Source organism: Halobellus sp. EA9, assembly GCF_051195055.1.
GTDB lineage: Archaea > Halobacteriota > Halobacteria > Halobacteriales > Haloferacaceae > Haloquadratum > Haloquadratum rubicundus.
The window spans coordinates 13,941-35,407 of the sequence record NZ_JBNTJW010000013.1 but is presented as its reverse complement, the minus strand read 5'-3'; the positions used below and the strand labels follow the sequence as shown (position 1 = coordinate 35,407).

At 70.8% G+C, this 21,467-nt stretch carries 16 protein-coding genes; 9 read left to right on the top strand and 7 right to left on the bottom strand.

The window, feature by feature from the left end; translation table 11 throughout:
* Positions 1 to 49 precede the first annotated feature (49 nt).
* Genes malA through ACQUQ0_RS15365 form a run of 3 tightly spaced genes read left to right on the top strand, consistent with a single transcriptional unit; the run spans position 50 to position 4,929 of the window.
* Positions 50 to 2,161, top strand: coding sequence for an alpha-amylase MalA (gene malA, locus ACQUQ0_RS15375; protein ID WP_435186397.1), 2,112 nt, complete (start codon positions 50 to 52; stop codon positions 2,159 to 2,161).
* Positions 2,158 to 4,623, top strand: coding sequence for a glucosylglycerol hydrolase (gghA, locus tag ACQUQ0_RS15370; RefSeq protein ID WP_435186396.1), 2,466 nt, complete (start codon positions 2,158 to 2,160; stop codon positions 4,621 to 4,623). The genes malA and gghA overlap by 4 nt, the downstream gene beginning before the upstream one ends.
* A gap of 54 nt (positions 4,624 to 4,677) precedes the next feature.
* Complete coding sequence (locus ACQUQ0_RS15365; RefSeq protein ID WP_435186394.1) at positions 4,678 to 4,929, top strand: hypothetical protein; 252 nt, start codon at positions 4,678 to 4,680, stop codon at positions 4,927 to 4,929.
* 33 nt (positions 4,930 to 4,962) lie between these two features.
* Here the strand turns inward: ACQUQ0_RS15365 and ACQUQ0_RS15360 are convergent, their stop codons facing one another.
* From ACQUQ0_RS15360 to ACQUQ0_RS15340, 5 genes are all read right to left on the bottom strand, one after another.
* Positions 4,963 to 7,155 carry a glycosyltransferase family 39 protein gene (locus tag ACQUQ0_RS15360; RefSeq protein WP_435186392.1) on the bottom strand — a complete coding sequence of 731 codons (2,193 nt, stop codon included), beginning with the start codon at positions 7,153 to 7,155 and terminating at the stop codon, positions 4,963 to 4,965.
* Positions 7,156 to 7,158: 3 nt separating this feature from the next.
* Entirely contained in the window at positions 7,159 to 8,388 is a 1,230-nt protein-coding gene (locus ACQUQ0_RS15355; RefSeq protein ID WP_435186390.1) for an ABC transporter ATP-binding protein, read from the bottom strand.
* Positions 8,378 to 9,979, bottom strand: a complete 1,602-nt coding sequence (locus tag ACQUQ0_RS15350) for an ABC transporter permease (RefSeq protein WP_435186388.1) — start codon at positions 9,977 to 9,979, stop codon at positions 8,378 to 8,380. Before ACQUQ0_RS15350 ends, ACQUQ0_RS15355 begins: the two co-directional genes overlap by 11 nt.
* 22 nt (positions 9,980 to 10,001) lie before the next feature.
* On the bottom strand, positions 10,002 to 11,180 hold the full coding sequence (locus ACQUQ0_RS15345; protein WP_435186386.1) for an extracellular solute-binding protein: 1,179 nt from the start codon (positions 11,178 to 11,180) through the stop codon (positions 10,002 to 10,004).
* Positions 11,181 to 11,293: 113 nt separating this feature from the next.
* On the bottom strand, positions 11,294 to 12,466 hold the full coding sequence (locus ACQUQ0_RS15340) for an alpha-1 4-glucan-protein synthase (protein WP_435186383.1): 1,173 nt from the start codon (positions 12,464 to 12,466) through the stop codon (positions 11,294 to 11,296).
* 102 nt (positions 12,467 to 12,568) lie between these two features.
* On the opposite strand from ACQUQ0_RS15340, the gene ACQUQ0_RS15335 reads away from it, so the two are divergent.
* Both ACQUQ0_RS15335 and ACQUQ0_RS15330 read left to right on the top strand, forming a co-directional pair.
* Positions 12,569 to 13,051 carry an HPP family protein gene (locus ACQUQ0_RS15335; RefSeq protein WP_435186380.1) on the top strand — a complete coding sequence of 161 codons (483 nt, stop codon included), beginning with the start codon at positions 12,569 to 12,571 and terminating at the stop codon, positions 13,049 to 13,051.
* Between the two features lie 81 nt (positions 13,052 to 13,132).
* Positions 13,133 to 14,752 carry an FAD-binding domain-containing protein gene (locus tag ACQUQ0_RS15330; protein WP_435186378.1) on the top strand — a complete coding sequence of 540 codons (1,620 nt, stop codon included), beginning with the start codon at positions 13,133 to 13,135 and terminating at the stop codon, positions 14,750 to 14,752.
* Here the strand turns inward: ACQUQ0_RS15330 and ACQUQ0_RS15325 are convergent.
* The gene (locus ACQUQ0_RS15325; protein ID WP_435186376.1) at positions 14,749 to 17,139 is read right to left on the bottom strand and encodes a DEAD/DEAH box helicase; all 2,391 of its coding nucleotides are present in this window, start codon (positions 17,137 to 17,139) and stop codon (positions 14,749 to 14,751) included. The two genes, ACQUQ0_RS15330 and ACQUQ0_RS15325, sit on opposite strands and share 4 nt — an antisense overlap.
* Positions 17,140 to 17,253: 114 nt before the next feature.
* Here ACQUQ0_RS15325 and ACQUQ0_RS15320 point away from each other — a divergent pair, with 114 nt between their 5' ends.
* Both ACQUQ0_RS15320 and ACQUQ0_RS15315 read left to right on the top strand, forming a co-directional pair.
* A complete protein-coding gene (locus tag ACQUQ0_RS15320) occupies positions 17,254 to 17,682 on the top strand; it encodes a DCC1-like thiol-disulfide oxidoreductase family protein (RefSeq protein ID WP_435186375.1) in 429 nt (142 codons plus the stop codon).
* Positions 17,683 to 18,195 carry a GIY-YIG nuclease family protein gene (locus ACQUQ0_RS15315; protein ID WP_435186373.1) on the top strand — a complete coding sequence of 171 codons (513 nt, stop codon included), beginning with the start codon at positions 17,683 to 17,685 and terminating at the stop codon, positions 18,193 to 18,195.
* 251 nt (positions 18,196 to 18,446) lie between these two features.
* Here the strand turns inward: ACQUQ0_RS15315 and ACQUQ0_RS15310 are convergent, their stop codons facing one another.
* Entirely contained in the window at positions 18,447 to 19,424 is a 978-nt protein-coding gene (locus ACQUQ0_RS15310) for a PLP-dependent cysteine synthase family protein (RefSeq protein ID WP_435186371.1), read from the bottom strand.
* Between the two features lie 156 nt (positions 19,425 to 19,580).
* On the opposite strand from ACQUQ0_RS15310, the gene ACQUQ0_RS15305 reads away from it, so the two are divergent.
* Positions 19,581 to 19,967 carry a thioredoxin family protein gene (locus ACQUQ0_RS15305; RefSeq protein WP_435186369.1) on the top strand — a complete coding sequence of 129 codons (387 nt, stop codon included), beginning with the start codon at positions 19,581 to 19,583 and terminating at the stop codon, positions 19,965 to 19,967.
* A 72-nt stretch (positions 19,968 to 20,039) separates the two neighbouring features.
* On the top strand, positions 20,040 to 21,440 hold the full coding sequence (locus tag ACQUQ0_RS15300) for a PAS domain-containing sensor histidine kinase (protein WP_435186367.1): 1,401 nt from the start codon (positions 20,040 to 20,042) through the stop codon (positions 21,438 to 21,440).
* Positions 21,441 to 21,467 lie beyond the last annotated feature (27 nt).

Genomic DNA, 21,467 nt, shown 5'->3' with positions numbered 1-21,467 from the left:
AAAGATTATCGGGGCAAAAGCAAAGTTACGATACGTCGTTACGATCCCTATGGAACATCCAGGGCCTCCCCGGTTCGTCGCGGTCGGCGACGCTGTCGAGCTCGCGCCGCGCGACCCCGACCCGGCGGCGACCTACGAGTGGCGGATCCGCGCCGCCCCGCTGAACAGCACCGTCGAACTCGACCCCGATTCGGCCGTCGTGGAGTTCGTCCCCGACGCCCCGGGGACCTACGAGATCGAACTCGACGCCCCGGACCGGACGCACCGGCTCACCATTCGTGCGTTTCCGGGCGAACTGGCGCCGACGGCGCGCGCCGGCGGCGCGAGCGGCGCCAGCGGGATCAGCGGTTTCCAGAGCGGATCGGCGCGCTCGCCCGGCGGGAGCGGCGGCGTCTCCGGGTCGGGATCCGGCACCCACTCCGAAGGCGGTGGCGGCGGCCGCCCCCGCGTCCAACTGCACGGCGCCGTCGAGGGGAGCGACCTCGTCGTCCGCGCCGACCCGCAGCCGCACCCCGACAGCGACACCGACCGCGACGACGTCGTGGTCGAGTTCCTCGTCGACGACCGCGACGACGTCGACGAGAGCGACGTCGCGGTCGACGGCTGGGAGCTCCGCATCCCCACCAGCGCGGTCGGCGACCGCGTCCGCGTCCACGCCGTCGCGGTCGCGGATTCCTACAGCGTCCCCGACACCATCGAGTTCGCCCGCGAGGCCGTCCCCGACGGCGGCGACGGTCGCGTGGTGACGATCGGCTCCGAGGGGTCAGGGACAGAGGCAGGGACGGAGGCAGGGAGCGCCGACGCCGACCGGACAGCGGACCGGGACCGCACCCCCGACGGTGGCCGCGCGGGCGACGACTCCCGGGACGACCCCGAGACGGAGGCCTTCGAGATCGTCCGCCCGAACGACCCGCCGGCGTGGGCGACGGAGGTCACGCTCTATGAGATCTACGTCAGAGGGTTCGCCGGCCCGCCCGAGGAACAGGACGCCGACACCGTCTTCGACGCGCTCGCGGAGCGGCTCGACTACCTCGACGACCTGGGCGTCGACTGCCTGTGGCTCACGCCCGTCCTCCAGAACGACCACGCGCCCCACGGCTACAACATCACGGACTTCTTCTCGATCGCCGAGGACCTCGGCGACCGCGAGGACTACGAGCGGTTCGTCGAGGCCGCCCACGACCGCGGGATGAAGGTGCTCTTCGACCTCGTGATGAACCACTCCGCGCGTGACCACCCGTTCTTCCAGGACGCGTACGGGAACCCCGACTCGGAGTACTACGACTGGTACGACTGGCAGGACAGCGGCGAGCCCGAGACCTACTTCGAGTGGGAGTACATCGCGAACTGGAACTTCTCGAACTTGAAGGTTCGAAGACACTTGCTCGACGCCGTCGACACGTGGTCCGAGATCGCCGACGGCTTCCGCTGCGATATGGCGTGGGCCGTCCCCGACTCCTTCTGGCGGGAGCTCCGGGACCGCGTGAAGGCCCGCGACCGCGACTTCCTCCTCCTCGACGAGACCATCCCGTACATCGCGGACTTCCACGACGGGATGTTCGACATGCACTTCGACACCACGCTGTACTTCACGCTGCGGCAGGTCGGCCGCGGCGACGAGCCGGCGGATGCGATCCTCGACGCGATCGACCAGCGCGCGGCGGTCGGCTTCCCGCCGCACGCGGCGTTTATGCTCTACATCGAGAACCACGACGAGACCCGGTACGTCGTCGAGTGCGGCGACGACGCCGCCCTGGCGGCCGCGGGCGCGCTCGTCACGCTGCCGGGCGTCCCGATGCTCTACGGCGGCCAGGAACTCGGCCAGCGCGGCCGCCGCGACGCCCTGGCCTGGGACCAGGCCCGCGAGGAGTTCCGCGAGCACTACGACCGCCTGCTCGACGTCCGCGAGGCGGTCGACCCACTCGGCTACGCGGGCGACCTCCGCCGGATCGACTACGACGCCGACACCGACCGCGCGGTCGCGTTCGAGCGCTCGCTCGACGGCGAGGCGTACGTCTGCGTCCTCAACTTCGGCGAGTCGACGGCGACGGTCACGCTCGACGGGCTGGAGGTGGATCCCACGGACGTCGTCTCCGGCGCGTCGCTGGCGACCGCCGAGGGCCTGGCGGTCGACGACGTCGCGGTCTTCCCGGTGGTATGACGCCGCCGTCCCACGGACCAGAAGACGCCCCCGCGGACGAGCCGCGACTGCTCGACGGGGCGACCGACGACCTGCTCGCGTGGCACCGCGACGTCGTCGCGCGACGCGACGACGACTTCGAGGCGGCCAAGCCCCTGGTCCGTCGACTCGGCGCACACGTGACCGACGACGGGCACGCCCGCGTGGGCTTCTGGACGCCCGACGTCGTCGAGGCCGGCGTCCCGGCCGAGGACGTCTATCTCGAAGTGCTCACGCCGCCGGCGGACCTCGATCCGGGGGTGACCGACGCGCGCGAGGTCGCGTTCGACCGGGCCCTCGTCCCGCTGGAACGCGAAGGCGAGTACCACTGGGGCGTCGTCGCGGGGATGCGCGCGGGGACCCGCGAGACGGTCGGCTCGCTGTACCGGCTGACCTACGAGACCGACGACGGGTGGGAGACCGTCCCCGACCCGCTAGCGTACTCGGTCCCGTTCGGGGCCTTCGCGCCCGCGGAGTTCTACGACCGCGGCTCGCTGGCGGAGACCCGCGCCGACCGCGAGTACTTCGAGGCGCTCGGGACCGACGCCGAGGGCGTGGAGACGACGCCCGACGACGGCCTCCCCCGCGTCGACCCCGCGACGAGTATGCTGGAGATCCACCCCGGGACCGCGACCGGACGGGGATCGCTCGCCGGGCTCGCGGACCGCTACGCCGCCATCGGCGAGAAGCGCCGCGCGGGCGAGGACCTCGAACCCTGGGAGCGGAACTTCGTCGGCTACGACGCGATCCAGCTGATGCCGGTCGAACCCCTCACCGAGAGCCGGACGGGCCACGACTTCTGGTCGGAGACCGACCGCGGCGACGGCGAACTCACCGCCAGGGTGTCCCGGCCGAACCAGATCAATTGGGGCTACGACATCGTCGTCTCTGCGTTCTCGGCGCCGAACCCGGCGATCCTGGAGACGGGGCGACCCGACGAGCTCGTAGACCTCATCGCCGCGTGCCACACGCTCCCCGAGCCGATCAAGGTCGTCTTCGACGTCGCGCTCGGGCACGCCGACAACCGCGGGGCGGAACTCCTCTCGGACCGGTACGTCCTGGGTCCGGGGATGTACGGCAAACACCTCGACTACACCGAACCGACCGTCCGGGCGGCCGTCCTCGAACTCCAGCGGCGGAAGATGGACTTCGGCGCCGACGGCATCCGCGTCGACGGCGCCCAGGACTTCACGAGCTACGACCCCGAGACCGGGGAGATGTACCACGACGACGACTTCCTCGCGGAGATGGACGCCGTCGTCCAGGAGGTCGCCGGGACCGAGTACCGTCCGTGGATGATCTTCGAGGACGGGCGGCCCTGGCCGCGCGAGGACTGGGAGCTGGCGTCCTCCTACCGGACGCTGATCGAGCAGCACCCCCACTCGTTCCAGTGGTCGCCGGTCACCTTCGCCCACAACACCCCGGCGCTCCTGACGTTCTGGGCGACGAAGTGGTGGCGGGTCCGCGAGGTCGCCGACTTCGGCGGCCACTGGATCACCGGGGTCGCCAACCACGACACCGTCCGCCGCGGGACCCAACTGGATCCCGACCCCGACTTCACCCGCTCCCCGGTGAACCCCTACCTGGGCGAGACGCTCCCCGAGTCGCTCGACGCGGCGTACGACAACGCCGCCGCGACGATGCTGTTCCACGCCTTCCTGCCGGGCGTCCCGATGGACTTCCTCAACGCGAACATGCGCGCGCCGTGGGGCTTCGTCCGCGACACCGACGACGACTGGAACGTCAAGGTCGTCGCCGAGGAGGTCAACGTCCTCAACTGGCAGGTGCGCGAGCGCGACTTCGCCGACGACCGGTTCTTCCGGCGCGTGAAGGGACTCGGGTTCGACTCCCTCGAGCAACTGCGCTCGTTTATGACCGGGCTGGCGGCGGCGGTCGACGTCACCGACTACGACCTCGACGCGATGGCGGCGATGCTGTCGCCCCTCGAGCACCCTCTCGGAGACCTCTCGCCGGCCGACCTCGTCGCCTACGGCGACGCCTGGATGGCCGACGTCGCCGAGTTCGCGAACCTCGCACACTGGCAGGAGGCCCAGGACGACGCGCGGACCGCGTTCCGGCAGGCGACCCGCGACTTCCGGAGGGCCCGAGAGTGGCTCCGCGCGGACCTCCGCGACGACGAGTACTTCGCCTACCGTCATCCCACGGAGGGGACGGTCCTGTACTACGGTTACCGGCGCGCTCCGCCCGAGGCCGACGTCGACGAGGAACTCCTCTTCGCGGGCAATATGGAGGGTGTGGAAGTCGACGTCTCGCCGGCCGATCTGGCGGCCGACGCACGTGGGGACGCCAACGCGCCGCCGATACCGTCGGCGGGCTGGGAGCCGGCACTCGTCCCGCCGGGCGTCGACGCCGACGGCGCCGGGGAACCCGTCGCGCTCGACAACGCGGAAGCGATCGTGTGGCGGCGGACGCCTGGCCGGTGAAACTTTCGGCCGAAACCCACAGATACGAGTTACCTCGGTCCGTAGTTTCCGGCAGTGACCGAATCGTACGTCTGTCCCCACTGCGGGCGCGTCGAAGACCGCTCGTACCGGGTCCGTTTTGTCATCTTCACGTGCCCGGACTGCGGAGAGAACGGTCGGTTCCTCAACGAGTCCCTCGTCGATCGCCTCGACGAGGTCCCCGAGGCGGAGCGCCCGGAGCGGTGGAGCGAGATGCCCCTCGACGAGCGCCTGCGGTACGCCGTCGAGGAGGGGCTCTTGGACGTGACGTTCTCCGGACCGATGTGAGACGCGTCGGGAGCGGCGTCGTATCGGTTTCGACTACGCCGGTGTGCCGACCGAACTGTTTCCCACGGCGCTGGCGCTCGTCTCCACGGCGACCCCGCGGACGTAGTCGCCGTCGGGGCCGACCCACGTGCCCTCGCGGCCGCACTCGGTCGTCAGGCGACAGACCCGCGTCTCGGGCGGCCAGACGGCCCGGACCGAGTCGCCCCGGGCGTCGAGGGTCACCTCCTGGCGGTACGTGACGCTCGACCCGCCGACGCCGACGAACGTCACCGCGAGGTCGACCTCGGCGCGGCCATCCGCCAGCGGCACGTCGCCGAACCGCGACCCGCCGGCGTACGGGAGGTTCGTCACCCGCGCGGTCTCGGGACCGATCGTCCACTCGACGGTCACCGACTCGTTCGCGGTCGCGTTTGCCGGCACCGCGTAGCGCGCGTAGCCCTCCGGCGTCTCGATCCGGACGCTCGCGCTCGTCGCCTGGGCGGGGACGCCGACGGCGGTGCGCGCCCGCACTCGCTCGGCCTCGATGACCCGAAGCCGCGTGAGTTCGGGGTTCACCGGCGTCGCCGCGCCGGTCCACGTGCCGCGGTAGGTGAAGCGGTACGGCGTCCGGTCGGTGGCGTTCAGCACCCGGAGGTCGCGGTCGGGGCCGCCGTCGGTGGCGTAGACGACGTCGCCGTCGTAACCCGGATCGTAGCGGAGGTACTGGAAGGGGTGGGCCTGCCAGTCGCCGTAGGGGTCCGGCGTGAACACGAGCGCGTCGTCGAATGACCGGTCCTCGAAGGGCTCGTAGGTGGTCGCGAGGTTCTCTGTCCTGAGTTCGTTCGCCGCCAGCGGGTCCTCGACGACCGCGCGCTCGGCCGACGCCACGACCGGCGCGGCGGCGACGAGCGCCACGAGGACGACCAGCCGCGCGCGGCGACGCGTCGTGACCGCCGAGAGGACGTCGCCGGCGCCGCGAACGAGGCAGGCGACGCCCGCGGCGGTGAAGACCGCCACCGGCACCAGGGCGTCGAAGTGGTAGAACGGCCCGAGCAGGTCGATGAGTCCGTTCCGGAGGCCGTTGTGCGTCCCCCAGAAGTACGCCTCGCCGAGGAACACCGCGGGGACGACCCCGGCGAGCACCGCGCGGACCTCGCCGTCGGTCATCCCCGCCGCGGGCCGGAAACGGGCGCCGAGGTCGACGCCGCGGGCCCGCCAGGCCGCCCCCGCGACGCCGACGAGCGCGAGTGCGGTCCCGAGGCTCCCCGCGGCGACCCACTCGGTGAAGAAGTACTCCGTGATCGTCACGGTGGTCTCGTAGGCCAACTCCGGCGTGTAGTTGCGCTCGTAGTTGAGGATCTCGTGCGGGCCGAACCCGATACCGTCGTTCGGCGCGAACGCCGCGTACGGGAACACGAGGGGGTCGCCGGTCACCACCGCGTTGTAGGCGAGCGTGACGCCGACGAGCGCCGCGCCGGGGAACGCGACGGCGAGCGAGCGCCCGAGGACGTCGCGGAAGCCGTCGGTCCACCCCGCCCGCCGCCACGCGACCGCAAGCGACAGCACGGTGTGCGCGATGAACGGGAGCGCGAAGAGGACGGCCGTGTACGGCCGGCAGAAGAACGCCAGCCCGATCGCGGTGCCGGCGGCGGCGCCCCAGCGTCGGCTCCCGGACCGCGCGGACTTGACGTAGGCGACCGCGAACGCGACGTTCAGCATCGTCGCGGGCGCGTATGAGAGGAACGTCGCCGAGGTCATCAGAAAGAGCGGCGCGGCCGCGAGCGCGGGGACGGCGACGAGCCCGACGCGGCGGTCGAACGCCGCCGCACCGAGCCAGTAGACGCCCGCGGCCGTGCCGGTCGCGACGAGCCCCAGCGCGAGGTTCCAGTCGCCGAGCAGCCGCCCGACGGCGAAGACCGCGGGCGCGACCGGCGAGTACTTGCTGTACATCCGAACCCCGCTCTCGGTGCCGTCGACGACGAAGAACCACGGGCGGACGGCCTCCCAGGGGATGTCGCCGGGCCGGAGGAACAGCTTTCCTTCGAGGAGCATCGCCGCCTGGTAGAGGTAGACGCCCTCGTCGTCGTTGACCGAGAGGTACGGGAAGAGATCGACCGCGAGGTAGTAAATCAGGAGGCCGACGCCGACGGCGAGCGCCGCGGCGACGACCCGCTCGGGGTGGGCCCGCGCGCTCTCGATAATTCGTCCGAGGCGGTCGCGGACGCGGTCTGTGGCCCCTCGGAACACGGGTCAGCCGCTGTACCGCTCGCCGTCGGCGGGGCGTTGTTCGCGCGGGAACCACGCGAGTTCGTGGTCGGCGTCGAGTTCGAGGGCGACGGGGCCCTCGTCGGGGACGTCCTCGTCGTGGTTGTGCATACACTGGATCGACTCGCCGGTCTCCAATTGCACCTCGTAGAGGAACGTCGGCCCCAGGTACCGGCGGCCGACGACCTCGCCGCAGGCCTCGTCTTCGACCTCGGCCCGGCGGACGCTGACGTCGTCGGGGCGGACCAGGAGGTCGATCTTCGTGTGGTCGTACTCGGCGGCGAGGCCGTGGATCTGCTCGCGGGGGACGGTCCCGAGGTCGGTCTCGACGCTGTCGCCGGAGACGTAGCCCGGGACGAAGCTCGCATAGCCCAGGAAGGCGGCGACGAAGCGGGACTCGGGGTGCTGGAAGACGCCCTCGGGGTCGCCGATCTGCTCGATCTCGCCGTCGTTCATCACCGCGACCCGATCCGAGATCGACAGCGCCTCCTCCTGGTCGTGGGTGACAGAGACCGCGGTCACGCCGGCCTGTTTGATGATGTCGCGGACCTCCTCGCGCATCTCGACGCGGAGGTCGACGTCGAGGTTCGAGAAGGGCTCGTCGAGGAGCAGGATCTCGGGCTCGGGCGCGAGCGAACGCGCGAGCGCGACGCGCTGCTGCTGGCCGCCGGAGAGCTGGTCCGGGTAGCTGTCGCCCTGTCCCGCGAGGTCGACGAGGTCGAGCAGTTCGTCGACCCGCTCTCGGACCTCGTCGTCGGGGCGGTCCTTCAGCCCGAAGGCGACGTTCTCGCGGGCGGTCAGGTGCGGGAAGAGCGCGAAGTCCTGGAACACGACGCCGACGCCGCGCTCTTCGGGCGGGACGAACGGCGTCCCCGAAACCGCGCGCCCGTTGAGCCGGACGTCGCCGCCGTCGGGGCGTTCGAGCCCCGCGATCATCCGCAGCGTGGTCGTCTTTCCGCAGCCCGACGGCCCAAGCAGCGTGAGGATCTCGCCCTCGTGGACCGACAGCGAGAGCCCCTCGACGACGGTCTCGGTCCCGTAGGACTTCTCCAGTCCGTCGAGTTCGAGGACGGCGTCGCCGCGGTCGCTCTGGTCTGTCCCCGAGCGCCGTGTCGTCGGGGCGACGGTACCGTCTGCGCCGCCGGCCGCGTCGGCGTCGCTTCCGACGCCGGTCCGACGGTCCGATTCTACGCCAGCCTGTGTGCTATTTGACATCATATCCCTCCTGTCTGAGAATCACGAGCATCGAGAGCCCCGAGACGAAGAGCAAGACCAGGGCCGGTATCGCCGCCTGTCCGAAGTACCCCGACTCATACGCTGTCCAGATATGCGTGACCAAGGTGGTAAAACCCGACGGTCGCAGCAGCAGCGTCGCCGGCAGCTCCTTCATCGTCGTCAGGAAGACGAGGGCGGCCCCGCCGAACAGCCCCGGCGCGACGAGCGGCAGCGTCACGTACCGGAACGCGCCCGCGGACGTCTGGCCGAGGGTTCGCGCGGCCTCCGGCAGTTCGGGGTCGACCGTGAGGAACGACGCCCGGAGCGAGCCGACCGACTGCGGCAGGAAGCGGATCACGTACGCGAACACGAGGAGGTAGAGCGTCTGGTAGATCGGCGTCGCGTACTGGCTCCCGAAATACACGAGCGCGAGGCCGAGCACGACGCCGGGGACCGCGTAGCCGACGTAGCTGATCCGCTCGAACGCGGCCGGCAGGAAGCCGTCGTAGCGCGCCGAGAGGTACGCGACGGGCAGTCCGGCGACGACCGCGACGGCCGCGGCCGCGGTGGCGACGACGACGGAGTTCGCCACGTAGGACCACTGGAACGCCAGCGACTGATTCACCGTCGCCGAGGACGTTCCGAGCCACGAGAGCAGGATGGCGACGGGCACCGCCAGCGCCAGCCCCGCGATCAGGGCCGCAAAGCCCATCGCCGGGTATCGCCAGGCGCCGAGCGAAACCGTCGCGCGCGACCGCCCGCCGGCCGTGGTCCGCTCCTCGCCGCGGACGCGCGCTTCGAGCCAGAGGATGAAGAGCGTCACCGCGACGAGCTGGAGCGACAGCAGGGTCGCGGTGTCGCGGCCGAACGTCCCGAACTCGACGAAGATGACGCGCGTGAACACGTCGTAGCGCATGATCGACGGCGTCCCGAAGTCCGCGAGGACGTAGAGCGCCGAGAGCAGCGCCCCCGCCGCGACCGCCGGGCGGATCTGCGGGACCGTCACCCGCCGGAACGCCTCCCAGCGGTCGTGCTCCAGCGTCCGGGCCGCATCGATCAGGGTCGTGTCCATCGACTTCAGCGACGCCCGCGCGGTGATGTAGACGTACGGGTACGTGTAGAGCGTGAGGATCAGCACGGTCCCTTCGAGCCCGTATATCTCGGGGATCTTCTCGATCCCGTACGGCGCCAGGAGCCGCTGGAAGCCGCCCTGGGGGCCGAACGCGGAGACGAACGCGAAGGCGCCGACGTAGCTCGGAATGACCAGGGGAAGCGAGACGACGACCGTCCAGAAGCGCCGGAACGGGATGTCGGTCCGGACCGTCAGGTACGCCAGCGGGACGCCGATGAGGACGCACGCCGTCGTCGTGAGCGCGACGAGGACGGCGCTGTTGACGAACACCTGGAGGGTGGTCGGCCGAGCGAGGAGCGAGAGTGCCTCCGCGTAGCCGACCGAAAGCGCGGTACGGACCAGCCACAGCACGGGCAGCACGACCGCGGCGGCGACCGCGGCGGCGGCGACCGAGACTCCGAGGGGGAGCGGGCTCTCCTCGTCGGCGCCGTCGTCGGTCGTCTCGTGCTCCGTGGCCATCGTGTGTGTCCGTCCCGGTTGCTCAGAGGACGCCGGTCTCCCGCAGGAGATCGATCGTGGCCTCGAGGTCCGAGAGTTGCGAGAGGTCTAGATCCTCCGGTGGGTTCAACTCGTCGATCGCCGGCAGGCGGCCGATCGGCTCGATCTCGGGGACGAGCGGGTACTCGAAGGTGGTCCGCGCGAAGTAGTCCTGGGCCTCCGCCGAGAGGAGGTGCCGGACGAAGTTCGAGGCGAGCGTGGCGTCTCCGGCCGTGTCGAGCACACAGGCGCCCGCGACGTTGAAGACCGCACCGGCGTCGTTCTGAGTGAACGCCGTCCGGAGGGGGGCCGAGAGCCCGCGCCGCGCCAGCACGCGCTGGATGTAGTAGTGGTTCGTCAGGCCCGCGGAGATCTCGCCGTCGGCGACCGCGCGGGCGACCTGGAACTCGTCGCCATACTGGCTCACGCCGAGTTCCTGCATCCCGTTGAGCCACTGCCGCGTCGCTTGTTCGCCCTCCAGGATCCGCATCGCGGTGACGAACGCCTGGAACGAGGAGTAGGTCGGCGCCCACCCGAGCTCGTTCTCGAAGGCCGCTGTCTCGGGGAACTGCATGATCTTCTCGGGTATCTCCTCGGCGGTGAACGTGTTCGTGTTGTACGGGACTGAGCGGGCCCGTCCCGAGGTCCCGACCCACATCCCGTCCGGGGAGCGGAAGTTCGACGGCACGAACTCGAGGACCTCCTGGGGGAGCTTCTGCGTCCGCCCCCGGTCCGCGAGCGCGCCGAGCGCCCCGGCGTTGACTGAGTAGAAGACGTCGGCGGGACTGTTCTGTCCTTCGGTGGCGATCTGGTTCACCAACTCGGCCGCGGAGTTGTACAGCGGCCGGATCGTGAAGTCCGGATAGAGGTCCTCGATGAACGAGATGAGCTCGCCGACGAGCGCCTGCCCGCGGCCGGAGTACAGCGTCAGTTCGCCTTCGAGGTCCGGCATCTCCTGCATCGAGACCCCGCCCGAGATGTCGCGCTGGCCGAACGGCGAGCGGCCGGATCCGATCTGCTCGGGCGCGTCGCCGTCGACGCCGCCGGCTTCGGTCTCGGTGCTCGTTTCCGTCCCCTCGCCCGGGGTGTTACAGCCTGCCACGCCGACGATTCCCGCGGCGGCGGCCGCCTGCAGGAACCGCCGCCGGTTCGGCCGCCGAGAGAAGTCCTGTGATTCGTCCATATCCGATTTAGGCTAACCTAAAACGTATATACCTTCCGGTTCGGAGAGAGGCGGCGACGCCCGGTACCGTCGCTCGCCGGTATCGCGTCGGAGAAGTCGAGCCGACCGGCGGATCAGTCGTCGGCGACGACGGCGTCGCGGGGCGGATCCGCGGGCGACTCGGCCAGTTCGGTGAGGCAGTCGAGCCAGTCGAGCCAGTACTCGCCGCAGTGGTTCAGGAACGCGCCGTTGTTCCAGTCGCCGAAGTCGCTCGTCGCCAGCGCCGTCGCCATCGCGTCGGCGGCCGCGCGCCAGGAGTCGGCGTCGTCGCCGACGGCGTCGACGACCTCCCAGACGTGCTCGTTGAGCTCCAGGCCGGGGACCTCGTTGTTGAGGTCGTCGAACGTCGGCCGCGGCGCCTTGTTGTGTTCACAGAGGGGATAGCCGTTGACGACGTCCTTGTCGAGGAGGTCGGCGGCGCGCTTGAGGAACACGCCCGACCAGATGTCGTCGAAGCGGCCGACGTCCCACTCGTTGTCGTCCATCGGGAGCTGGTAGAACGCCGGCACGACCTCGCGCTCGAACGCGAGGTTCATCGAGCAGACGGTGAGGTACTGGCCGGGTTCGGCGACGAAGTCGCCCTCGAAGTCGTCCTTTTCGGTCCGGGTCTGGGCCTGTCCCTGCAGGTCGCCGTCCATCAGGATCCGGACCGCGTCGAGGTCCGGCACGTTCGTCCACAGCCCCTGCGAGGCGACGACGTCCGTGAGCTCCTGTCGGTCGGTCTCGACGTCCTCGTCCATCGCGGAGTAGGGGTACCCGCGGGGGTAGAGGCCGTGCTCGTCGGCGTTCTGGTAGAGGACGTTCACCCAGCGCTCGTCCGAGCGGACGGACTCGACCTCGTCGGTGCGGTCGAGGTTGGCCATGTGGCGGCCGAAGAAGTCCCACTCGTCGTGCGGGAGCGTGTCGTCGTCGATGAAGACGCCGCGCTCGAACCGCGGGTGGGCCCACATGTACAGGAGGCCGAAGCTGGTCTGGGCGTGGGAGGCCGCCGGGATCAGGTGGGAGAACGCCGAGAGCCCCTGGGACTCGAACCACGCCTCGCGGCGCGAGCCGTCGTAGACCGCGCCGTCGACGCCCTCCTCGTCTAGCATCCGCTCCATCGCGTCGGTGTCGCAGAAGTCCTCCGTCACGAGGAGCACGAACAGCCGGTCGAGGTCGAAACCGTGCTCGCGGGCGTTGTCGAAGTAGGCCCGCATACACTCGTACTCACGGATCGTCGGCACGATCACACAGACGTCCTGTTTCATTGCTCCACGATATTTAGGGCGGCCTAAAGTATCTGTCGTTCGAGGTCGCCCCCGTCGGCGCGGATCGCATCGCTCTTCCCCGAGGCGGGCAGTCTCCGAGACGTGCCCCGATCCGAGCCGGCCGCTGATCTCGCCGTCGGCCTCCGTGCCGGTGTGTTGCTCACCCTCGCGGCCGTGACCGCGTGGCTCTCGGGTGCGCCCGCGGTCTTCCCGAGCCTCGGTCCCTCGGCCTTCGTCCTCTCGACGGACCGCTCGGGCCTCTCGGCGCGCACCGTGTTGGGCGGACACGCGATCGGCGTCGTCGCCGGCGTCGTCGCCTACCTCGCGGTCACGGCGGCGGTGCCGGTGCCCGCCTCGCCGCTGACGTTCGATCCGCCGTGGCTGGCCGCGAGCGGCATCCTGGCGGTGGCGCTCACCAGCGCGGGGATGCGCGCCGCCACCCTCGTCCACCCGCCCGCCTGCGCGACGACGCTCATCGCGGGGCTCGGGCTCCTGGAGCCGGCGACGGCGCTCGCGGTCGTCCTCCCGGCCGTCGCGTCGCTGCTCGCGGTCGACAGACTGCTGGGCGCGCGGCTCCGGGGCTGAGGGCTGACACGAGGCCGGACCGACTGCCGCGGACGGCCGAAAGACAGTGGGTGCTCGAATCCCTCTCTCCGCCGAGCGACGATGTCCGCGCCCGACCCCCAGACGCTCCGCTCGCGCTCCCGGGAGACGTCGGTTCCGACCCTCCCATCGGGCGAGACGGGCACCGTCGTCTGGCACCGCGAGCACCTCCGCGTCGGCGACCAGCCGGCGGTCGCGGCCGCGGCCGACGCCGACCACCTGCTGCCGCTGTTCGTGTTCGACCCGGCGTTCTACGGGAGTGACGGGCTCGCCTGCGACGCGCGGCTCCGGTTCCTCCACGACTCGCTGAACGACCTGGACCGCCAGTACCGCGACCTGACGGACGGTCGCCTGTCCTACGCCGTCGGCGACCCGCTCTCGGTCCTCGAGGGATTCCGAGAGGCCGGCTGGGACGTCGTCGCCGCGGCGGCACCGTCGGGTCGGTACGGCGCGGAGCGCGATGCCCGCGCCCGCCAGGAACTCGGCGTGCGATTCGTCGACGGCGACGGCCTCGTCCGCGACGCCGAGCTGCCGCGTGCGGAGTGGCAGGACCGGGCGTCGGCGTGGTTCGGGGCCGACCGCCACGAGTGGGAGCCGTCGTCGGTGACCGTCCGGCGCTTCGAGACGGGGATCGACCCCGAATCTATCGAACGTGCCTACGACGTCCGACCCGGGAAATCGCGGGTGCCGCGCGGCGGGACCGAGCGGGCCCGCGAGCTGCTGCGGTCGTTCGTCGACCGGATCGGCGACTACCCGGGTAACATCTCCTCGCCGGTCGACGCCCGCGACGGCACCAGCGGCCTGTCGCCGTACCTCGCCTTCGGCTGCCTGTCGGTCCGGCAGGTGTACCAGCACGTCGACGCGAACGCCCCGGACGGGCGCGGGAAGGAGCTGTTCGTCTCGCGGCTCTACTGGAACAAGCACTACGAGCAGAAACTCGAGGACTGGCCCGGCTGGACCGACCGCGCGGTCAATCCCGTGCTCCGCGGCTTTAACGCCGACGAGCGAGACTCCGACCTGATCGACGCCTGGAAGCGCGGCCGCACCGGCTACCCGATGGTCGACGCCTCGATGCGGTGCCTGCGGGAGACCGGCTGGCTCAACTTCCGGATGCGGGCGCTCTGCGCGTCGTTCTACTTCCATATCCTCCAGCAGCCCTGGCGGGTCGGCGCGGACTGGTACTACCACCACCTGATCGACGCCGCGGCCTCGATCAACTACACGCAGTGGCAGTGCCAGTGCGGGCTCGTCGGCCGGCCGACGCTGCGGCTGTACAACCCCCGGAAGCAGGTCCGCGATCAGGACCCCGAGGGGGAGTTCGTCCGCGAGTGGGTGCCCGAACTGACGGACCTCCCGAACCAGCACCTCGACAGACCCGAGCGGACCCCGCTCGCCGTCCAGGCCGAGTGCGGCGTCCGGATCGGCGAGGACTACCCTCGCCCCGTCGTCGAGTTCGAGCGCGCCCGCGAGCGGTTCCGCGATCGCCTGAGCGCCGTCCGCGCGGAGGCGGCCGACGCGCTCGCTCGGCCGGACGTGGCGGACCGCGCGTCGCTCTCCGGCGGCCGCTCGGCGGCGGAAGCGATCGCCCGCAACCACGGCACCGACGCGGGTGGGGAAGACGTCGATGAGGGAACGCAGGCCAGCCTGGACGCGTTCGGCGACTCCGCGTTCCGCCCCGACTAGGACTCCGAGAGCGCGTCCAGCAGGTGGACCGCCTCGTCCTTCGCGAGCGGGTCGTTGGCGTTGCCGCAGTGCGGCGACTGCACGCAGGCGGGACAGCCGTCCGCGCAGTCGCAGTCGGCGATCATCTCGCCGGTGCGGGCGAGCAGCCCCTCGATCTCGTCGTAGCCGCTCTCTGTCAGGCCGACGCCGCCCGGGTAGCCGTCGTAGACGAAGATGGTCGACTGGCCCGTGTGCGGGTGGTGCGGCGTCGACAGGCCGCCGATGTCGCCGCGGTCACAGAGAAACGAGAGGGGAAACAGCGAGATCATCCCGTGTTCGGCGGCGTGGATGCCGCCGTTGAAGCCGTACTCGCCGCCCATCTCGCGCATCTCGACCTCGACGTCCCGCGGCACCGTGACGTACAGCGCCTTCGTCCGCAGGGTGGTCTCCGGGAGGTCCAGCGCCTGCGTGCCGATCGCCTCGCCGCGGCGCGGGTCCCGGCGCTCGAAGCCGGTGATCCGCTTGCGCATCGTCACCTCGGCGAAGCGGACCTCGGTGTCCGGCCGGGCCGAAAGCGACTTCTCCCGCAGATCTTCCTCGACCGTGATCGTCTTGTCGTGGAGGACGCGGGTGTAGTAGTCGGCCCAGGTGCGCTGGAGCGTGGCGACGTCGCGGTCGAGGTCCAGTTCGGCGACCTCGTAGGTGGTCCCCTGGTGGTGGTAGATCGCGCCCTCGTGGGCGTCGCGCAGGGCGTCCGAGAACGACAGCGACGCGATCACCTCACCCGAGCGCGAATCTACGAGGTCGATCTCCCGGCGCTCGATCGTCCGCAGACTCATCTCGTGTTGGGGGCTCCCGTCGCCGTCGTGGAGCCAGCGGATCCCCCGATCGGTCTCCCGCCGATCGAGCCGGCCCGACTCGGTGAGGTCGGCGACGACCTCGGAGAACCCCTCGCCGAAGTGCGCGTCGTCGTCGACCCGGAGCCAGTTCTCGGCGGCCGCGCAGGCGACGTGGTCGGGGAGCAGTTCCTCGTTTCCGGGGTCACAGACCGCGCGCTCCGGTTCGCCGTCCCAGAACTCCTCGGGGTGCGAGAGGAGATACTGGTCCAGTTGGTCCTCGCCGCCGACCAGGATCACGAGCGCGTCGTCGTCGCCGCGCCCCGCGCGGCCGGCCTGCTGGAACGCGGACATGCGGGTGCCGGGGTAGCCGTCGATGAGGACCGCGTCGAGTTCGCCGACGTCGACGCCGAGCTCCAAGGCATTGGTCGACCAGACGCCCCGAACGGAGCCGTCGTGGAGGCCCGACTCGATCTCCCGCCGCCGCTCGTTCCGCAGCGTCGACTGGTAGGCCGTCACCGACGTCGCCGCGTCGTGGTGGCCGCGCTCGCGGAGGTCCGACGCGCTCTCTTTGGCGTACCGCTCGGCGGCCTGCCGCGCCCGGGTGAACGCGAGCGTCTGGAAGCCCTCGGCGACGAGGTCGACGAAGAGGTGCTTCGTCTCGACGTGGCTCGACCGGCGGCGGCCGCTGCCGCCGGTGTCCGCTGCCGCGCCGCCCTCGTCGCCGTCGTCGGCCCCGTACTCCGGCGGATTCCACAGCAGCCAGTGCTTCGGTCCCGTCGCGCTCGTGTCCTCGTCGACGAGGCGGAAGGCGTCCGCCTCGCGCCCCGTCACCCGCGCGGCGTGCTCGATCGGATTGCCGATCGTCGCCGAACAGCAGACGTACTGGGGGTCGCTGCCGAAGCGCTCGCAGATCCGATTGAGCCGCCGGAGCACCAGGGCGACGTGGCTCCCGAAGACGCCGCGGTAGCCGTGGACCTCGTCGATCACGACCGTCTCCAGCGACTCGAAGAACCACTCCCAGAGCCGGTGGGCGTGCGGGAGCAGGCCGTAGTGGAGCATATCCGGGTTCGAGAGGAGCACCGTGGGCCCGCGGTCTCGGATCTCCCGCTTTTCGGACTTCGACTGCCGGCCGGTGTACTGCGCGACCGAGACGCGACTGCCGAACCCGAGGCCGTGGGCCAACTCCGAGAGCGTCGCCTCCTGGTCGGCGACGAGGGCGTTCTGCGGGCCGAGGTAGAGCGTCCGGCCGCCGTGGTCCATCGCGCGCTCGAACGCCGGCACGGTGTAGGCGAGGCTCTTCCCGCTCGCGGTGGGCGTCGCGAGGACGACGTCGTCGCCGTCGCGGACGGCCTCGATCGCGGCCGCCTGGTGGGCGTAGAGGCGGTCGATGCCGGCCTCCGAGAGCGCACCTGCCAGCCGGGGTTCGAGGTCGACGTCGGCGTACGTCGGGTCCCGGCCCTCGATCCGGCGGTGATCGCGGATCTGATCTATGTAGTGCGGTCGCTCGCGGAGGTCCTCGACGAGGTCGGCGACGGTCGGGCGGTCGTCCACGGTTGAGTCCCGTCCCATTGTCGGGGCGACGGCGACCTGATCGTTACGGTCCGAGCGATCGCCTCCGGAACCGCGGACCCGCCGACACCGTCCCGCCAGCACGGTTTAGGCCGCGCGGCCCCAAAGTCGGATATGGCCGACTACGACGCGGTGCTGATCTACGACGGGGAGTGCCCGTACTGCTCGATCGCGGCGCGGGCGCTCCGCCGACTCGACGGCGTCGGCGCGATCTCGTGGTACGACGAGGCCGCTCAGTCGTTTCTGGAGACCCAGTTCGGCGAGACGCCGTTCGCGATGTTCCTCGTCGACCGGCGCCGCGGGCGGGTCTACGCCGGCCGTTCGGCGGCCGAGAAGCTGGCCGACCGCGCCGGCACGCCCGGCATCGTGGGCTCGCTCGTCCGGGAGAACTACGACCGGATCGCGAAGGCCGTCGGGCTCGCCAGCGGACGCGGCCGCGACCCCGACGACTACCACGAGATCTACCGACTCGACGCCGAGGCCGAAGAGCTGTTCGACCGCCTCGTCGACGCGGCCGCCGAACGGCCCGAAGCCCTCGCGTAGATGAGCGACTCGGAGATCCACGTCCTCGATCCGGCCGCCATCGAGGCCGACCGCGACCCCCTCGGAGTCGGCGCCGGCGACGCGCCGCCGGGGACGTACGCGCTCGTGTACTCGCTCCGGAAGGCGGCGACGCTCCCCGTCGGCGCGCTCGGCCGGGCCGCGTTCCCGGCCGGCGCCTACGCGTACGTCGGGAGCGCCTTCGGCTCGAACGGGCTGGGCCGGATCGACCGCCACCGACGCGTCGCCGCCGGCGACCACGACGTCACCCACTGGCACGTCGACTACCTCGGCGCCCACCCGGAGACGTCGCTGACGTCGGTGCTGGCCGCCCCCGACGCCGACGTGGAGTGCGCGCTCGCGTCCGAACTGCTGGGGACCGACTCGGCGCGAGCGCCGCCGCTGGCCGGCTTCGGCGCGTCGGACTGTGACTGTCCGGCCCACCTGGTCGCGGGAGCGGACGGAGACGGGCTCCGCTCGGCGGTGCGGTCGGCGTTCGAGGCCGTCTCGGAGTAATCAGACGAACGCCGCACCGGTCCGGGCAAGGCCGGTGCGGGTTCGCGGGTGGCTCGCGGCGTACTCACCGGAGCCGCACGCACGGCGTGTGTCGTACTGCGAGGCCACGATATGCCGGTTGTCAGAGGCACCCCGGCAGAAGACACATTCGCCGTCCGACTACTTATACTCACCCACTCGTTCGACAGAATCGGACGAGCGTCGAAAAACCGTCCGCGCCGGGGCTGGTCACGCTCGCCGTCCAGCGCCCGCTACTCGAACATCCCGGTCGACATGTACCGCTCGCCGCTGTCCCAGAAGACCGTGATCACGAGCGGTCCGTCGTCGGGCGCGGCGTCGTCTGCTTCGTCGTCCGCCTCGGGCTCGATGATGTACCCCGGCTCTGCGTCCCGCGCCGTCGCGTCGGGGTCGGCGAGCCGCTCGGCGACGCGCTCGGCGGCGAGGTTCGAGGCCCCCGAGGACTGGCCGACGAAGATCCCCTCCTCGCGGGCGAGGCGGCGACACTCGGCCTCGGCCTCGTCGATGGTGACCGTCTCGACGCCGTCGAGCAGGTCCGTGTCGAGGTTCGGGCTGACGAAGCCCGGGCCCATTCCCTGGAAGTCGTCGATGCCGGGCTCGCCGCCCGAGAGGACGGCGTTGTCGGCGGGCTCGACCGCGACGATCTCCATCGCGGGGAACGCCTCGCGGAGGCGACGGCCGATGCCGGTGATCGTCCCGCCGGTGCCGACGCCCGCGACGAGCGCGTCGACGGTGCGGCCGCCGATCTGGTCGAGGATCTCCTCGGCGGTCGTGAGGTAGTGTGCGCGCGGGTTCGCGTCGTTTTCGAACTGCCGGAGCTGGAACATCCCCTCGGCCTCCAGTTCGTCGGCGCGGTCTTTCGCATCGGAGATGTCGCCCTCGACGAGTTCGATGTCGGCGCCGTAGGCCTTCATGATCCCCCGGCGCTCCGGCGACTTCGAGGACGGCATCACGACCGTGAGGTCGTAGCCCTTCACGGCGGCGACGACCGCGAGGCCGATCCCGGTGTTGCCGCTCGTGGGCTCGACGAGCGCGTTGCCGGGGGATATCTCGCCCTCGCGCTCGGCGCGCTCGATCATCGCGAGCGCCGGGCGGTCCTTCGCCGATCCCCCGGGGTTCTTCGATTCGATCTTCGCGGCGACCGTCGCGCCCGGCGGGGAGTCGACGCGGACGAGCGGCGACCCGATCGTCTCCAGCACGTTGTCCTTCATGTCCCACCGTTCGGCGGTGGGGCACAAGACGATGACGACGCCGGACGCGGCGTGCCGGTACCGACGACGCGCGCCAGGGACGCGCGAGCGGCGGCGAGACGGAGCGACGCGGACCCGACCGCGAGGTTTACGCCGCCGGCCCGCGTACGGACGCGTATGTCCGAATCCGAGACCGAGGCCGGCACGCTGGAGACGATGCGACCGAACCCCGCCTGGAGCGCCGACGCCCACGAGGACGCCGTCGAGGCGCTCTCCGAGGAGGGGCTCGTGTTCCGCGTCTGGGGCGGCGACTGGTGCGGCGACTGCCGCGGCCAGCTCCCCGACTTCGGGGCCGCGCTCGACGCGGCGGGCGTCCCCGACGAGCGCGTCCACCACTACCCCGTCGAGAAGGAAGACGACGGGAGCAAGACCGGGCCGCTCGTCGAGGAGTACGGGATCGAACTGATCCCCACGGTCGTCGTCGAACGCGACGGCGAGGAGGTCGCCCGCTACGTCGAGGACGAAGACCAGCCCATCGCGGCCTATCTCGCGGCGCGGCTGTAACCCCGCCGCTCGGCCGTTCGATCGCCCGTCGACTCGTGCTTTTTTGTGCGTTCCGTTCCGTAGTCGACACGAATGGTCCCATCGGACCCGGACGGCATCCTGCTCGATTACTCGCAGGACAAGGTCGTGCTCTTGGACGAGTCGGGGACGTTCACGTACGCCAACGACGCCGTCGAGCCCATCCTCGGATTCGCGCCCGAGGAACTCGTGGGCGAGAACGCTTTCGAGTACATCCACCCCGAGGACCGCGAGGCGGTCCGGACGGCGTTCGAGCGGACGATCGAGAGCGACGCGTTCACCGAGGCGAGCGTCGAGTACCGCCACCGGACGAAGGACGGCTCGTGGGTCTGGCTCGAAAGCCGGATGTCGAACCTCACCGACTCGGTGCTCGACGGCTACGTCGTGAGCTCCCGCGACGTCACGGACCGCGTGCGGGCCGAAGAGGAGCGCCAGCGGACCGCAGAGCGGCTCGAAGAGATCGCCGCCGCCTCCGGCGACGTGCTGTGGATGTTCGACGCCGACTGGTCGGAGGTGCTCTTTGTCAACCCCGCCTACGAGGAGATCTACGGCCGGCCGGTCGAGGAACTGGAGTCGGACCCCGAGTCGTTCTTGGAGACGGTCCATCCCGACGACGTGTCGCAGGTGCGAGACGCGATGGAGCGTCTCAACGCGGGGATGTCGGTCGATATGGAGTACCGCGTCGACGCCGAGGAGGGCCAGGACCGCTGGGTGTGGATCCAGGCCGAGCCGATAATCGAGGACGGCGAGGTCGTCCGGATCACGGGCTTCACGCGCGACATCACCGACCGGCGCCGCCGCGAGCGACAGCTCTACGTGATGGACAATCTGCTCAGGCACAACCTCCGCAACGACCTCAATCTCATCCTCGGGATGGCAGAGCTCATCGAAGACGACGTCCCGGAGGCCGAAGCGCGGACGGCGGTGATCCGGCGGACCGGCGAGGCCCTGCTCGAAAGTGCCGAGAAGGGCCGCGAGATCATCGACCTCCTCACGAAGCGGGGGCAGCGGGAGCGCCTGGACCTCGGGAACGTCGTCGCGGACGCGCGCGACACCGTCCACGAGCGGTTCGACCGGCCGATCGTCGAGACCGGCTCGATCGAGCCCTGCACCGTCCGAGCCCGCGCCGAACTCCGCCTCTGTGTCGTCGAACTCCTGGAGAACGCGATCCGCCACAGCGACAGCGAGACCCCGTTTGTCCGCGTCTCCGTCCGCTGTGCGGACGACGGAGACGAGGCCGTACTCACCGTCGAAGACGACAGCGCGCCGATCCCGTCGATCGAGGCCGACGTCCTCGAAGGGAACCACGAGATGAACGACGTCTACCACAGCAGCGGGCTCGGCTTCTGGCTCCTCTACTGGTGCGTCGAGCTCTCCGGCGGGTCCGTGAGCGTCGAGTCCGACCCCGAGAGCGGCAACACCATCACGGTCAGGCTCCCGCTGGACGAGGGGTAGTCGGCGCGTGAGCGGCGGAACGTCGGG